15 protein-coding genes are annotated in these 15,874 nt (G+C 46.7%); 9 read left to right on the top strand and 6 right to left on the bottom strand.

From position 1 onward, the window contains the following. The first annotated feature begins 21 nt into the window (after positions 1–21). The 9 genes from I2H74_RS01065 (at position 22) to I2H74_RS01025 (ending at position 9,253) form a co-directional block, all read left to right on the top strand. On the top strand, positions 22–693 hold the full coding sequence (locus I2H74_RS01065; protein WP_195570891.1) for a redox-sensing transcriptional repressor Rex: 672 nt from the start codon (positions 22–24) through the stop codon (positions 691–693). Next, the gene (locus I2H74_RS01060; protein WP_195570889.1) at positions 668–1,978 is read left to right on the top strand and encodes an amidohydrolase; all 1,311 of its coding nucleotides are present in this window, start codon (positions 668–670) and stop codon (positions 1,976–1,978) included. Before I2H74_RS01065 ends, I2H74_RS01060 begins: the two co-directional genes overlap by 26 nt. Positions 1,979–1,994: 16 nt before the next feature. Further along, positions 1,995–2,537: a DUF5590 domain-containing protein gene (locus I2H74_RS01055; RefSeq protein WP_195570887.1), complete on the top strand. Its 543-nt coding sequence runs from the start codon at positions 1,995–1,997 to the stop codon at positions 2,535–2,537. A gap of 240 nt (positions 2,538–2,777) precedes the next feature. After that, positions 2,778–3,329: a quinolinate synthase gene (locus tag I2H74_RS01050; protein ID WP_195570885.1), complete on the top strand. Its 552-nt coding sequence runs from the start codon at positions 2,778–2,780 to the stop codon at positions 3,327–3,329. After that, entirely contained in the window at positions 3,310–4,830 is a 1,521-nt protein-coding gene (locus I2H74_RS01045; RefSeq protein ID WP_195570883.1) for an AAA family ATPase, read from the top strand. Before I2H74_RS01050 ends, I2H74_RS01045 begins: the two co-directional genes overlap by 20 nt. Positions 4,831–4,974: 144 nt before the next feature. Further along, entirely contained in the window at positions 4,975–5,847 is an 873-nt protein-coding gene (locus tag I2H74_RS01040; RefSeq protein ID WP_195570881.1) for a 3-hydroxyacyl-CoA dehydrogenase family protein, read from the top strand. Continuing rightward, on the top strand, positions 5,844–7,049 hold the full coding sequence (locus I2H74_RS01035; protein ID WP_195570879.1) for an acetate kinase: 1,206 nt from the start codon (positions 5,844–5,846) through the stop codon (positions 7,047–7,049). The genes I2H74_RS01040 and I2H74_RS01035 overlap by 4 nt, the downstream gene beginning before the upstream one ends. Positions 7,050–7,073: 24 nt before the next feature. Further along, the gene (gene asnS / locus I2H74_RS01030; protein ID WP_195570877.1) at positions 7,074–8,369 is read left to right on the top strand and encodes an asparagine--tRNA ligase; all 1,296 of its coding nucleotides are present in this window, start codon (positions 7,074–7,076) and stop codon (positions 8,367–8,369) included. Between the two features lie 197 nt (positions 8,370–8,566). Continuing rightward, positions 8,567–9,253 carry a DnaD domain-containing protein gene (locus I2H74_RS01025; RefSeq protein WP_195570875.1) on the top strand — a complete coding sequence of 229 codons (687 nt, stop codon included), beginning with the start codon at positions 8,567–8,569 and terminating at the stop codon, positions 9,251–9,253. Positions 9,254–9,505: 252 nt separating this feature from the next. On the opposite strand, the gene I2H74_RS01020 is transcribed toward I2H74_RS01025, so the two are convergent. The 6 genes from I2H74_RS01020 to proB all read right to left on the bottom strand — a co-directional run bounded on the left by I2H74_RS01020 (position 9,506) and on the right by proB (position 15,355). Beyond that, the gene (locus tag I2H74_RS01020; RefSeq protein WP_195570873.1) at positions 9,506–10,153 is read right to left on the bottom strand and encodes a methylthioribulose 1-phosphate dehydratase; all 648 of its coding nucleotides are present in this window, start codon (positions 10,151–10,153) and stop codon (positions 9,506–9,508) included. Next, positions 10,146–10,826, bottom strand: coding sequence for a 2-hydroxy-3-keto-5-methylthiopentenyl-1-phosphate phosphatase (locus tag I2H74_RS01015; protein ID WP_195570871.1), 681 nt, complete (start codon positions 10,824–10,826; stop codon positions 10,146–10,148). Before I2H74_RS01015 ends, I2H74_RS01020 begins: the two co-directional genes overlap by 8 nt. Further along, positions 10,826–12,040 (bottom strand): 2,3-diketo-5-methylthiopentyl-1-phosphate enolase, encoded by a 1,215-nt coding sequence (locus I2H74_RS01010; RefSeq protein WP_195570869.1) that lies wholly within the window; start codon positions 12,038–12,040, stop codon positions 10,826–10,828. Before I2H74_RS01010 ends, I2H74_RS01015 begins: the two co-directional genes overlap by 1 nt. After that, the gene (gene proC, locus I2H74_RS01005; RefSeq protein WP_195570867.1) at positions 12,041–12,880 is read right to left on the bottom strand and encodes a pyrroline-5-carboxylate reductase; all 840 of its coding nucleotides are present in this window, start codon (positions 12,878–12,880) and stop codon (positions 12,041–12,043) included. Between the two features lie 39 nt (positions 12,881–12,919). Continuing rightward, complete coding sequence (locus I2H74_RS01000) at positions 12,920–14,167, bottom strand: glutamate-5-semialdehyde dehydrogenase (protein WP_195570866.1); 1,248 nt, start codon at positions 14,165–14,167, stop codon at positions 12,920–12,922. 78 nt (positions 14,168–14,245) lie between these two features. Next, positions 14,246–15,355: a glutamate 5-kinase gene (proB, locus tag I2H74_RS00995; protein ID WP_229106271.1), complete on the bottom strand. Its 1,110-nt coding sequence runs from the start codon at positions 15,353–15,355 to the stop codon at positions 14,246–14,248. Positions 15,356–15,874 lie beyond the last annotated feature (519 nt).

The following is a 15,874-nucleotide window of genomic DNA, read 5'->3' as shown; positions in this document are numbered from 1 at the left end:
ATTGAGAGGAGCCGCTTTAAGATGAAAACACTCAAGATTTCCGAGGCTGTTGTAAGACGCCTGCCGATTTATTTGCGGCACCTGATGGAACTGAAGCAGCGTGAAGTGCTGACCGTTTCATCACAGGACCTAGGACAAAAGCTGGATTTGAATCCTGCTCAAATTCGTAAAGATCTTGCTTACTTTGGTGACTTTGGAAGAAAGGGCATCGGATACGATGTGTCCTATCTCATCGAGCAGATCAGACATATACTAAAGCTAGACCAAGAGGTGCATGTCGGTCTCGTAGGTGCTGGTAAGCTTGGTCAAGCATTGTGCAACTACTCTGGATATCTGAATGACAACATGAAGATCGTGGCAGTATTTGATGCTGTGCCAGAAAAGGTTGGCTCCAGCATTAACAATCTGACCGTTAAAGCAATGGATGAATTAAAGCCAACTGTCGAGAACCAGAACATTCGCATCGGAATTATTACGGTTCCTGCGCCGGAAGCTCAGTATGTTGCTGACCAGATCGTAGAAGCAGGTGTTGAGGCGATTCTGAACTTTGCACCGGTTATTTTGAAAGTACCTTCTCATGTGAGAGTGCATGCGGCAGATTTCACAACAGATCTGTTCAGCCTTGCCTACTACTTACAAGATGAAGACAGAAAGGAACAATCAGAGAATGACGAAACGGTTAATCATTCGTAATGGTAGATTTGCACAATTAAGACCCGATGCGGCAAAGTCCACTTTACAAGGGTACATGGTTGTAGAGGATGATCGGATTGCATTTATTGGTGAAGAGCTTCCTTCTGAATACGAGACGGCAGAGGCTGAATATTTGGACGGCTCCAGATTATTTTTCATGCCCGGACTTGTAAACACGCATGGTCATGCGGCTATGACGCTGCTTCGCGGCTACGGAGATGACATGGTGCTCCAGCAATGGCTGCAGGAGAAGATGTGGCCGATGGAAGCCAAATTCACGGATCAGGATGTTTATGCAGGTACTGCGCTTGCTGTTCTGGAAATGCTTAAGACCGGGACTACAACGTTTGTAGATATGTATGATCACATGAACGAAGTCGCAACAGTGTGCGAACAATCTGGCATTCGTGCAAGCCTGATGCGTGGCGCAATTGGCTTATGCAGTGAGGAGGTACAACAGCAGAAGCTGAATGAAGCTGTTCTATTTGCAAAGGATTGGAATCATGCAGCGGATGGCCGCATTACGACAATGCTTGCACCGCATGCTCCGTATACTTGTCCTCCTGCGTTCATCGAGAAGTTTGTTCAGGCGGCACATGATCTCGATCTCATGCTTCACACGCATATGTCCGAGACAGCAGCGGAAGTAGAGCAAAATGTGACGGATTATGGCTTGCGCCCGGTTACTCATTTGGAGAAACTCGGATTCTTTAGCCGCCCGTCCTACGTCGCGCATGCTGTTCATTTAACGGATGAGGAGATTGAGGTGTTGGCTAAATACAACGTAGGGGTATCCCATAACCCAGCCAGCAACTTGAAGCTCGCAAGCGGAATTGCTCGCGTGACTGATCTGTTAAAAGCGAATGTCAATGTATCGATTGGCACAGATGGAGCGGCAAGCAACAACAATTTGGATATGTTCGATGAAATGAGACTTACAGCACTTATTCATAAAGGCGTATCTGGCGATCCAACTGCTGTGCCTGCGGCAGAAGCAATGAGAATTGCAACCGTAAATGGTGCCAAGATGATTCAACTGCAGGATGTTGGCTTGCTGGAGGCAGGAATGAAAGCGGACTTTATTGCGATTAACATCGATCAGCCGCATCTTCTTCCACACACAGATTTGGTATCCCATATGGTGTACGCAGCAACCGGTCGCGATGTTGCTCATGTGTTTGTTGATGGCAAGCAAGTTGTTAAAGACGGGCATTGCATCACGATGGATGAAGAACGCGTTCGCTATGATGCCAGTCAGGCATTTGAAGGCTTGCTTAAGCGTTAGGTGGTGTTGATCATTCATGGTGAGAGGTAGTAGATCACGGTATCGTAGACGGAATCGTGCAGGGTTATGGATATTTGGTTCTGCGGTTGTGGTGCTTCTCCTCCTCGTCTTGTTTATTCGGTATGTGATGGCCATAGATTCTGTTGAGAACGAAAAAGAGAATGCGGCTATAGAACGGGCGAAGCAGGAAGTGGCATTTGAGCAGATTATCGATGTAGAACGCTCTGTTTGGGATAAAGTAACGTACGTCGTTAAGGGAACAGATACGAATGGGGTAGAGCAGCTTGTCTTTGTGCAGGGTGATGAGGCGAACGTGAAGCAAGCTTCTGATGGAAAGACAAAAGAACAGATTCGCGAACAATTGTTGGGTCTTTATCCTGAAGCTAGCATTATCCGGATTTCGTTGAATAAAGTTACATTGGATCAAAAAGAAGAATATGTTTGGGAAACACAAGTTCGACGTAAAGATGAACAAGGAGAGAAGCGAGTCTTCTATCAATTTTTCCGCTTTACGGATGGCTCACCGCTTGGTGAAGCCTATTCAATGCCTAATCAATAATCAAAAGCGCTAAGCTCACGATGAGCTTGGCGCTTTTTGATTATTGAGCTTTTTTCGTGGCATGGTCTCCATAGAATGGAATGACAGATGATGGACAGACATTTGACAATTGCCTTGAGGAAAAAAGGATGAACGGCAGAAAATGTTCTTCCATCCATTGCATTCACTTATTGATATACTTATGTGATATACTTTCATATATACTCGCCGTCAGCGATATAGCTATAGGGGGGAATTATATTGAAACAAATTCGTTGGATACCACTCGTCGTAACGATGGCAATTAGTACCGTCATCCTTTTTGGAGGCTATACATTCTATCGTTCACAGCTAATGGAAAAGCCTCTAACATCAGCACTTTCTAACATCGATCAGATTGAACATGCAGAGGTCGTTTGGAATCCAAGCGAGCTGAAGATCAATCTTTCACTCAAACCTACAACCGAGATTGCGCCTGTCATGGAGCAAGTCTATGATATAGCCAAGAAGGAAGCGAGCTCACGCAAGCTAAATGTTGAGATTGTAAACGATGCATCTAATGCTCATATTGACCAGTTTTGGAATAAAGCACTGTTCGCTGTTGCTGAGGCCATGAGCCATCAGCGTTATGGGGATATCCCGATTCGGCTTGAAGAGCTTGCTAAGCAGGACCAAGGCATTCAGGTTGAGACTTCTATGGATGAACAAAATGTGTACATCACACTGAAGGATGGATCTAATCATAAGACGATCCTATTACCGCTTCAAGGAAGCAGCATGGGGGTGTGGCCAAATGAAGAACGACAATCTTAGATGGACGGAGCTTTCCATTGGTTTTGCGATCGTCCTTGTGCTTTTTTTAGCATATGTCGGTATTAATATATGGCCGATCATCGTTGCTGCCGTTGGGATTGGCTTGCTTTTCATTGCAGCTCGATATCGAAGCGGGGGAGGCAAGCAGGCTTTCTCCAGCCGTCAAGGGCAAGCACAGAAGAATGAGACATCATCTAAGCATTCCTTTGAACAGATTGGTGGTCAAGATCGAGCTAAGAATGAATTGATTGAAGCCTTGGACTTTCTTATCAAGCCAGATCGCATTGCAAAGTTTGGCATACGTCCCATCAAAGGGATATTGCTTACAGGTCCTCCTGGCACAGGGAAGACGTTAATGGCAAAGGCAGCTGCGAATTACTCTGATGCAGTATTTATTGGGGTGTCAGGCAGTGAATTTGTTGAGATGTATGTTGGTGTTGGTGCAGGCCGCATCCGTACACTGTTTAAGGATGCGAGACAGGCAGCACAGAAGCAGAAAAAGGCGAATGCGATTATTTTTATCGATGAAATAGATGCGATTGGAGGAAAGCGTGAGGGCGGTCAGCAGCGCGAGTATGATCAAACGCTGAACCAGCTCTTGACGGAGATGGATGGCTTGTATGAGCAGGAATCTCCCCGTATTCTCATCATGGCTGCAACGAATCGCAAAGAGATGCTCGATCCTGCGCTGCTTCGTCCAGGGCGCTTTGATCGCCACATTCAAGTGGATATGCCTGATAAGAGGGGCAGAAAGCAAATTCTTGAGCTTCATGCTGCCAACAAGCCGTTTGCTGAGGATGTGAATATGGATAAAGTAGCGGAAGAAACCTTTAACTTTTCTGGCGCCCAACTTGAAAGCGTGCTGAATGAAGCGGCGATCTATGCGATGCGTGATGAGCAAGAGCAGATTGAGACACGTCACCTATCTTATGCGATCGACAAAGTCATGATGGGCGAGAAGACCGATCGTGAGACAAATGAGGAGGAGCGTAAGCGCGTAGCTCTTCATGAGCTTGGTCATGCTATTGTTGCGGAAACACTGCGCCCGAACTCCGTTTCTCAAGTATCCCTCAGTCCAAGAGGGCCGGCGCTAGGTTATGTTCGTCATCAGCCGCAGCAGGATCGGTATTTGTATACACTACCTTACCTAGAAGATCAAATCATGATTTCCCTAGGAGGAGCTGTAGCAGAGGAAATGTTTTATGGTCACCGCAGCACAGGTTCGCAAGGAGATTTTGATCAAGCCCTTCATATTGTTGAAACGATGGTCAATTCAGGGTTGACGAGCTTAGGGATTGTGAAGATGAAGCATGTGTCCCTCGATGCCTTGTCGAAAGAGATGAATACGATATTGGAGCAGCTGATTGAGCGCACTAGAGAGCTGTTAGAGAGTCACCGGGCTACCTTTGCAAGCTCACTCGATATCCTAATTCAAGATGAAACATTGTCAGGAGAACAATTCCGTTGTCTATTATGTGACAGTAAACAATTACCAGCCTGATTTTCGGCTGGTTTTTTTCTTATAAGGTAAAGAAACATGGTAATATAAAGTGAGTTACCTATGCACTAATTTGTTTAATATTGTTGTTGCGGTGTCGGACACAATATTAAATAGCGTTAGCAACATTGAAAGGTGGAAGAGACCATGTTTTTCAAAAAAATCGGCGTCATCGGCGGCGGTACAATGGGCCAAGGCATTGCAGAAATGCTGGCAGTCAAAGGCCTAGACGTGCTGTTGGTGGAGCAATCTGCAGAGAAGCTTGATCATGCCTATGAAATGATTGAAACAAGTCTGGACAAGCAGCTTGAAAAATGGGCGATTACCCAAGCAGAGAAAAAGCTTATCTTGTCTCGCATTCACAAAGTGACACATCTTGCAGAGATTAGTGCTTGCGATATGGTTATCGAAACGATCTCTGAAGATTTAGAAGCTAAAAAAGCAGTATTTGCTGAATTAGACAGTGTTTGCCCTAGCAATGTAATCTTGGCAAGCAACACTTCAACTTTATCTTTAACAGAATTGGCAAGCAACACGAAATATCCAGGGCGTGTAATCGGCATGCACTTTATCTACCCTGTTGCGAATGTAGACCTGGTTGAAATTATCCGTGGGTTAAAAACTTCTGATGAAACGTTTAATGAGACAAAGCGTTTTGTTGAAGAGGTTGTACAGAAGAAAGGCGTTATGGTTTATGAGTCGCCAGGCTTCGTCACTTCACGGATTATTTGCGTGCTGATCAACGAGGCGCTTCACGTTCTTCAAGAGGGTGTTGCGACTGCAGAAGACATCGACAACGCGATGAGAATCGGATATAATTTCCAGTACGGCCCGTTTGAAATGGCAGACCGTTTCGGTTTGGATTCGGTACTCGCAGCTATGGAGCGTATGTTCCGCGAATTTGGAGACATCAAGTATCGTCCTTCCGTCGTACTGAAGAAGATGGTCCGTGCGAATCAACTTGGAATGAAGACTGGAGAAGGATTCTTCAAGTATAACAAGGATGGGGATAGAATATGAAAGTTCTCGTAATTAACGCAGGAAGCTCCTCGCTTAAATATCAGATCTATGACATGACAACTGAAACGGCTCTTGCAGCAGGTCGTGTTGAGCGTATTGGCATGGATTCATCCATTCTCGTTCATGAGCCGCATCATACAGATGAAGTTACCGAAGTAAGTGAAATTCTCGAGCATACGACAGCCGTTCGTAAAGTGCTTGATAAGCTTACCGATCCTCAAGTTGGTGTTATCAAATCCACTACTGAGATCGATGCTGTAGGCCATCGCGTCGTACAGGGCGGCGACTTGTTTAAAGAATCTGTAATCGTTGACGCTCAAGTAAAAGCTGGGATTACAAGTCTATTCGACTTGGCTCCGCTTCATAATCCTGCACACATGATGGGAATTCGCGCAGTAGAGGCTAACATGCCAAACATTCCGCAGGTTGCTGTATTCGATACGGCGTTCCATTCAACAATGCCTGAGAAAGCGTACATGTATGCTATTCCTAAAGTGCTCTATAAAAAGCACAAAGTACGTCGTTACGGTTTCCACGGAACATCACACGATTATGTAAGCAAAGTGACGGCAGAAACAATCGGCCGCCCTGTTGAAGATCTTAAGATTATTACTTGTCATATCGGTAACGGAGCAAGCTTGACAGCTGTTGATGGCGGTATATCTGTCGATACTTCTATGGGTATGACTCCACTTGAAGGCTTAATGATGGGTACGCGCAGTGGTGATTTGGATCCGGCGATTGTACCTTTTGTTATGATGAAGGAAGATTTGACTGTTAACGAAGTCAACTCAATGCTAAATAAGCATAGCGGTTTGTTAGCGATTTCTGGTTCATCAAGTGATATGCGCGAGATTACAGATGGTATGGAGCAAGGCGAACCTAATGCAACACTTGCATTTGAAATGTACGTGTATCGTCTTCGTAAGTATATTGGTTCTTACGCTGCGGCTATGGATGGTGTCGATGCGATTGTGTTCACTGCTGGTGTAGGTGAAAACTCCGTAGTTATTCGACAACATACATGTGAGAAACTAACTTTCTTGGGTGTAGAAATTGATCCGGAGCTGAACAAGATTCGTTCAAAAGAGCCTCGCCGCATTTCCACTCCGAATTCAAAAGTGGAAGTATTGGTCGTGCCAACTAACGAAGAGCTTATGATTGCACGCGACACGTATCGCCTCGTGACAGAAGCTAAATAATCGTTAAAGGGAGAGAACGTATCAATGGCGACAACTTGTGTCATTCGCGATGTAAATCGCCATGTGGACGAAGAAGTCCGCATTGGCTGCTGGCTACACAACAAACGTTCTAGCGGCAAGATCCAATTCTTGCAGCTTCGTGACGGTACTGGATTCATTCAGGGCGTCGTTGTGAAGAGTGAAGTATCGGAAGAGATTTGGAACAATGCAAAGAGCTTGACGCAAGAGAGCTCCATGTATGTTACCGGAATCATCCGTGAAGAGCCGCGTTCAAAGTCTGGCTTTGAAATGACGGTAACGAATGTAGAGATCATTCAGATTACGCAAGATTATCCGATTACGCCGAAGGAGCACGGCGTTGACTTCTTGATGGATCATCGCCACTTGTGGCTTCGTGCGCCGAAGCAGCGTGCGATCCTTACGATCCGCGGTGAAATCATTCGTGCGGTTCAGAACTTCTTCGACGAGAACGGATTTACACTTGTGGATCCACCGATTCTTACACCGACTTCCGCTGAAGGAACAACGAACTTGTTCCACACGAAGTATTTTGATGAAGATGCATTCTTGACACAAAGTGGTCAATTGTATATGGAAGCAGCGGCTATGGCGCTTGGTAAAGTATACTCCTTTGGACCAACATTCCGTGCTGAGAAATCCAAGACTCGCCGTCACTTGATCGAGTTCTGGATGATTGAGCCTGAGATGGCCTTTGTGGATCATGAAGAAAGCCTTCGTGTTCAAGAGCAGTTCGTTAGCCACATCGTTCAATCGGTCGTTAAGAACTGCCGAGCAGAGCTGGAAACGCTTGAGCGCGATATCTCGAAGCTTGAGAAGATCAAAGCTCCATTCCCGCGCATTTCTTATGATGACGCCATTAAGTTCTTGAAGGACAATGGCCATGAGATCGAGTGGGGAGAAGACTTTGGTGCACCTCATGAGACTGCGATTGCAGAAAGCCATGAGACACCAGTGTTCATTACAAATTATCCTGCCGGAATCAAGGCATTCTACATGAAGCCTGACCCGAATCGTCCGGAAGTTGTACTTTGCGCAGATATGATCGCTCCAGAAGGCTATGGCGAGATTATTGGCGGTTCACAGCGTATCGACGATCCTGAGCTCATGGAAGAACGCTTTAAGGAACATAACCTGTCTCCTGAGACTTACAAATGGTATATGGATCTTCGCCGATACGGTACAGTGCCTCACTCTGGCTTTGGCCTAGGTCTTGAGCGCACGGTCGCATGGATTTGTGGCGTCGATCATGTACGTGAAACGATTCCGTTCCCACGTATGCTTTATCGTTTGTATCCTTAATGGACAGACGATACAGCATCGTTCATAGCTGAATGAGACGATGTGAATGGGCTTAGTGATAAGCCCCTATACTTACGTATTGGCATCCCGAATCACGGTTGTGGTTCGGGATGTCTTGTATATTATTGGGGTACATGAGACAATAAGGTCAGTCTGTCTATGACTACATACGATGATCATAAAAGGAGGGGTGTCCGATGAGGGAAGAGGCTTATCGCGCATATGCAAAAGGAATCTCACATATTCTTCAGGCAGGACAGCTTACCTTGCCTTATGTCTTATTAAAGCATTATAAACGTATGGGCCTTACAGAATCCGAAACGATGTTGATCATTCAGCTGATTGGATATAAGCAAGTGGAAGGTTTGGATTTCCCTTCACTAGATGAGCTGCAGGAGCGAATGGCGATGCCAACGGCGATGGTGACGGCAACTTTGCAGCGGCTCATCAAAGATGGCTTCTTAAGCATTGATGAGCATGTGGATGAGGTGACTCATGTTCAATATGAGCATTACAACTGGACAGGCCTTTGGGAAAAATTAGGAAAGTTGCTATCGGAAGATATTCGCAATCAGCATGAGCAGCTGAAGGCGAAGGAGCAGGCTCATAGAGGAGCACAGCAGGAGCTGAATTTGTTTGAGATCTTTGAGAAAGAATTCGGCCGCCCACTGTCCCCAATGGAGTATGAGACAATCGGGGGCTGGATAGACGATGATCGTTATTCTCAGCCCTTAATCCTACTAGCGCTTAAAGAGGCCGTATTTGCAGGGAAAATTCATTTTCGCTATATTGACCGTATCCTTCTCGAGTGGAGCCGCAATCAGATCTCGACGCCAGAGGAAGCAAGAGCGTATACCCAGAAGTTTAGAGGGAATCGTTCATGAAATAAAGAGCGATAAGGTTCAAAAGAAAAACCGCCAATTCAGCGATTGTTCTCTTGATTAACGGCCTGGAACCATCTGGCTGCTAAAAGGGCTCACTCGTCTGAAGAAGCGGTTTTTATTCTGATAAGGTTAATCAATAGACGCCTATAAAAAAGGAAAGCATGACATTAGACATTTTACATTTGAGAACATACCATCATGATAACTTAGCCAATGGGTATGTGTAGTGAAGAATGAATGACAGTATATCTGTTATAGGCTTGTCCCTTTTAAGAGCTCCATGCGGTACACATATTCGAACAGGAATTCAAAGGCTTCTAAATGTCGCTTCGCTTCAAAGCTGTTCGCTCCCCAAGCATAGATCCCGTGATTGCGAAGCAGAATGCCAGGTACTTCCGGGTTCAGCTTATCGCTTACATGGGGAACAATGCTAGGGATATGAGCGAAGTTAGGGACGATTGGAACCTCGATACGAGCATTCTCCTCCCAGATGTTAAACGCTTTGATGAGCTCAACACCTTGGATCGGAACGGCTCCTTGATCGCCATAGCGCTCGGATACGATGCTGTTGAATACGGTATGAACATGAAAGATTGCGCCGCAACCGGTCTGCTTATAAATTTCACAATGGATAAGTGTCTCTGCGCTTGGCTTTAAGTTGGTTTGCTCAATGGGGACACCTGCTTCATTCACCAATAAATAATCTTCTGGTGAATGTACGGACTTGTCCTTCCCACTGGCGGTAATGGCAAATTGGAATTGGCCATCCTCGATCTCACCGACACGAACAGAGAGGTTTCCGCTTGTTCCAGGGAACCAATGGCGGGCAGCAAAGGTCTCTTTGATCCCGCGAAGCGTTTGATAGGCCTCTTGCTTCATTTCTAGCGTCACATTATTCATGGCAAACCGTCTCCCCCTGCTCAGTAAAATGCTGAATGATGTCATGGAACGTGTCAAAAGGAGCGTAAGGAAGCTTCAGCTGCTCACATTTCTCAATCAGCTGTGCTCTTGCATATATAAAGTCTACAAGCTTTGCAGCCGCAAAGTCGGTCACACTGTCTCCAATCACAATGCGCTCATATTCCTCAGACGAGAATTGCCGCACGATGGTCGTCTTGCACATGCCGCAGTCGTTCTCGCAAGGCGCTTTACAGGCATGAGGCCAAGTAATCGTAATGCGATCCCCAGAAAAGTCGCTTCCGTTGCAGAAGATATGATCTTGTGAGATATCATAGGCCTCAAGCAGAGGAAAGACAAAGAAATCAATTCCACCGCTCGTAACATAAAACGCAATGTCATTTGCCTTGCAATAGGTAAGAAATTCTTCAAAACCTGGGCGGATAATCGCCTGTTGAATGGCACGTCCCACGACTTCTTCACGCATAGAGGAAGGGAGCAAGTGGAATAGCTCGCCAACCCCTTGTCTAACCGATTTCTTTTCCGAAACGATGTCGAGGACAATCTGATCCCAGCCCTCTGGTTGAAAATGCTTGAACAAGGCTACGATATTATCATTGTTCGTAATCGTACCGTCAAAATCACAAAATACCACTTTACGTTTCTTAGCTGTCATTATTTTTTCCCCCAGCGATCTAATGCAACTTGAAGCTCTTGGTGCTGTGAAGCGGCCTGTTCCAACGAAATGTTGTTCATTACGGCTTCGATGGCTTGAACGAATGCTTTGCCTCCGCATGCGGTTCCCATGGGATGACCATGCACGCCACCGCCTGCGTTTATTACAACATCGATGCCGAAGTCTTCCACAATAAGCGGTACTAAGGCTGGATGGATGCCAGCAGATGGAACAGGGAAGCTTGTCTTCATCGGCAGCGTATCATCAAGGCACGCAGCTTTAATGCCATGATTGTCTTCCTTAGGCATCGTTACCGAGCCATATGGGGAAGGGAACAGCACAAGATCAGCGCCAGCAAGGCGCATGAGCTTACCAAGCAGGACCTTGGCAGAGATCCCTTGATCGATGCTTGGATACATGGCCCCTGCCAAAGCTGGATGTGCCAAGATTGGCACCGAGATATCGGGATCAGCGCTCAATTCATGAAGGGCATCATATCCGTAGCCCAACACGTTAAAGAGCAGCGCATTGGCTCCTGCGTCAATCGCACGAAGTGCTTGGTCACGCAGCTTGAATACAGGTCCAGTAAGGTTTGTGGCATACAGCAAAGGTTTGCCGGTCTGCTCCTGTGCCTGCCTTGCCGCTTCCATACAGGTTCTTACTCGGTCCTGAATCGGTGTTAGCGGATTCTCGAATAGAATCTCGTCATCTTTAATCAGATCTACACCGCCTAGAGCCTGCTGATAGAATTGATCGCGAAGCCCATCAAGGTCATGACCAATAACCGACTTGAAAATGCTCATCAGCAGCGGTCGATCATGAACTGATAGCAGGCTGCGGACGCCTTCTATGCCGAACTTCGGGCCTTTAAACGCTTGCTGAAACGATGTTGACCAACCAAGATCAATGAGCTTAATTCTGCCGTCCATGGACAGCTTGCCGAATACCGTAACAAGCAGGGCTGCAATGTCGTGACTAAAATTCACATCAGGATAGCCAATCGCAATATCTGCGTAACGCTTGCCAGGCTCATCGGAATCGTGAACATCCACAGATAGAACTCTGCCAAGATGCTTCTCCATTGACGCCTTCTTCGCTTCAGGAAGGTCCGTCCAACTGCCAACGGTCAGACCAACGGCTATGCCTTCCGCTTTCTTATCGAATGACGCCGTATCATCAAAGAGCCGATACGTGGCCACACAATATTCATTCATCTATAGCTCACTCCCAATTCGTTCTCCCATCTCAGCAGCACGGGCGCGAGCGTGAGCAACTGCCGTCTTCATCGCTTCATTTACATGCAATTCATGAAGTACCTTCAAGGCCGCTTCAGTGGTCCCCCCAGGAGATGTGACCTTTTGACGGAGCACGGCTGGGCTTTCGCCTGTAATCCGCACCATTTCTGCTGCACCTCGTACCGTTTGAATCACGAGAGATTCTGCTTGTTCTGCCGTTAAGCCCTCACTCACGGCTGCTTCGATTAAGGCTTCCATAATATAGTATACATAAGCAGGACCACTTCCGGATACCCCTGTAATCGCATCTATATCTTTTTCTTCCACTTCTACTACGATGCCAATGGCTTCAAGCATCGTTCTTGCTATGGCGTATTGCGTTTTGCCGACCTCAGTGGAATAGCATACTCCTGTTGCACCGAGTCCAATGGTGCTTGAAGTGTTTGGCATGGTGCGCACGACAGCGCATGGCCCAACGATACGCTGAATAGTAGCGATGCTTAGACCGGCAATGAGGGATAGCAGCATCGTATGTTCCTGGATATTCGGACGGAGCGCTTGAAGCGCCTGAACCGCATCCTTTGGCTTCATTGCTAAAATGATAACGTCTGCCCGAGAAAGCCATTCATTTGTAAGACTAGAATCGTTGGAAGCACTTACGCCATAACGATTTTCAAGCTCTTGAAGACGAGCTTGATTGCTGCGGTTGATCATCTGAATGTGCTCTGGTTGAGCGATCTTTTTGTCTAGCATTCCTTTGACAACCGCTTCAGCAGCCGACCCTGCACCATAAAAGCAATAATTTAGACATGCATTCATCGTATGTTTCCTCCCATGAATAAACGTTGGTTCTAACTCCTAGCCTCTAATCTGTCCGCTGCCTATTACGAGGTATTTGGTCGAGGTTAATGCAACAAGTCCCATTGGACCTCTCGCGTGAAGCTTCTGTGTGCTGATGCCGATTTCTGCTCCAAAGCCAAATTCAAACCCATCCGTGAAGCGGGTGGAAGCATTATGGTACACAGCAGCAGCATCTACTTCTTGTAAAAAGCGCTTCGCATGATTCTGCTCCGCAGTAATGATACATTCGGAATGCTTCGTTCCATAACGCGAAATATGCTTGATGGCTTCATCAAGATTGGCTACGAATTTGACATTAAGAATATAGTCGTTATATTCTGTCGCGTAATCCTGCTCGGTTGCTAGCTTGGCAAACGGCGCAAGCGCAAGTGTGCGCTCACATCCGCGGAGCTCCACCTGAACGTTTTGAAATTTCTGGAATAATTGCTGAATAGCAGCCTGATCATAATCCTGATGGACAAGGAGCGTCTCCATCGAATTGCAGACAGAGGGCCGTTGTACCTTAGCGTTCAGGGCAATATCAGCAGCCATTTCAGGGTTAGCAGTTGCATCGATGTAGGTGTGGCAGATGCCGGCCCCTGTTTCAATAACGGGAACAGTAGCATTTTGAACGACATTTTGAATAAGAGAGGCACCTCCGCGCGGAATGACGACGTCAAGCCAGCCATTGAGCTTAAGCATTTCATCCACAGATCTGCGATCTGCATCTTCAATGAGCTGCAGAGCATCTGGAGGCAGTTCAGTTGCATCGAGCGCTTCATGCAGCACCTCAACGATTCGTTTATTTGTATGAAGAGCCGCTGAGCCGCCGCGCAGAACAACCGCATTGCCTGTCTTCAAGCAAAGACCGGCAGCATCGACTGTCACGTTTGGACGGGCTTCATAGATCATGCCAATAACGCCAAGCGGTACTCGGATTTGTTCCATGAGAAGGCCATTTGGACGATCAATGGTTTGAAGCAGAGTGCCGACAGGGTCCTCTAGCGAAGCGATCTGGCGAAGACCTTCAGCAATATCGACGATTCGCTTTTCGTTTAAGGCTAACCGGTCGAGCAGGGAAGGGCTCGTGCCGTTTTGGCGGCCATTCTCCAGATCTTGTTGATTCGCCTCCATAATGGATTGCTGGCTTGTCGTTAATTGATCCGCCATGCGCAGCAGGGCTTCATTTTTCTCTGAGGTTGTAACACGGTTCATTTTGATGGAAGCTTCTTTTGCAAGCTTAGCTTTTTGCAATACTTCACTCATAAGGGCATCCTCCTTAACACACAATTGATAGTATTAATTTTCCAATTGTATTCATTCTAAGTATATAAATCTAAACCATTAAGTAGATCGCAGCGTTACCCATTCATCACGATGAATCACTTCAATGCGACTGACCTCACAGCGCTTTAGAACGTCAGGTGTCGTTAAACCAGCCACTTGGTTTAATTGCTCATGATCGTAATTGGCGATACCGCGTCCAATCACATCACCATGATGATTTGTTACCTCAACAACATCTCCAGGATGGAACTCGCCATGAATGGCTTTTACGCCGGCAGGAAGCAAGCTTGAACCTCTTACGAGGAGCGCTTGTTCTGCGCCTTCATCAACGACAATGCGACCAAGCGGAGTAGAGTGGAAGCCGAGCCACTGCTTTTTCACCGGTAATCCATGCTGATGGGTTTCAAAATAAGTTCCTCTTCCTTCGCCTTGGATTGTTCTCATCAAATCATGAGGTTCAGCAATGCGGCCTACAAAGGCCTTAACACCGCCGCGCATGGCAATGCGTGCTGCATCGAGCTTGGAACGCATACCGCCAGTACCGACTGCGGAACCGGCTCCGCCTGCATAGCTGTAGATTTCGTCTGTGATCTGCTCGATCACATCGAAGCGAGTCGCATGTGGATTTTTTCTTGGGTCTTCTGTATAGAGACCGTCCATATCTGTCACAATAATTAGCTGCGAAGCATGAACGAGATTGGCAACTAGTGCGGACAACGTATCATTGTCACCAAACTTCAGCTCATCAATGGATACCGTATCGTTCTCATTCACGATCGGAATCACACCAAGCTTCAGAAGCTCTTCGATCGTCAGATAGGCGTTGTGCCCGCGCTTGCGATTCGCAAAGTCCTGTCTTGTTAATAGAATCTGTGCAGATGATATGCCGTATGGCTGCAGATACTCTTGGTAAGCTTGCATTAACAGCGCTTGGCCGACGGCTGCTGCTGCCTGCTTCTCATGAAGGAGCTTCGGACGCTGATCATATCCCATTTGACGGAATCCGGCTGCAACGGCTCCTGAGGTAACCAGCACGATCTGATAACCAGCTTGGGTTAAAGTTTTCAACTCTTCTGCAAAAAAACGAACTTGATCACGATTTAAGCCGCCGTGCTCCGAGGTTAGTGAACTGCTTCCAATTTTGACGACAATACGCTGTACGCTCATAATGTTCTCATCCATCCTTTGATTTTTGCCGAATATGCCTATAATCTGCAGCCCTTCATCAGTTGACTCTGTAGGGCGATAACGTAGTAATGTTCTAAAGTGCGATCATACAGCTGATCGATGATTGACGCTGAAATGTATATAGTAGGGCTTAAGTGATGTTCCAAGAGCTCGGTTAGTCCTCGGGTAATGATCAACTATAGATGTGGATAATAAAAAAAGACCTTCGTCCGTAAAGGACGAAAGTCTGTTGCTTCCGCGGTACCACCTTCATTGAAACGATGTCCATTATGCATTCTGCACTCATAATGAATTCACGCTTCCCACTTCATGCCGATAACGGGGCAGCCGTTCCATAACCAGCTGTACACGATGACGATGTGCCATCAGCTAGGCTTAGACCGTTCAAGGGTAGGATTCTGCTGGTGTGAACGGCAGTTGCTTGCAGCCTGTGGCAACCGCTCTCTGAGCATCACGAACATTCACTTAGGAATGTACCATGCATACTGGCCCTCTCAT

Source organism: Paenibacillus sp. 1001270B_150601_E10 (genome assembly GCF_015558675.1).
GTDB lineage: Bacteria > Bacillota > Bacilli > Paenibacillales > Paenibacillaceae > Paenibacillus_B.
This window is presented reverse-complemented; position numbering and strand designations above follow the sequence as displayed.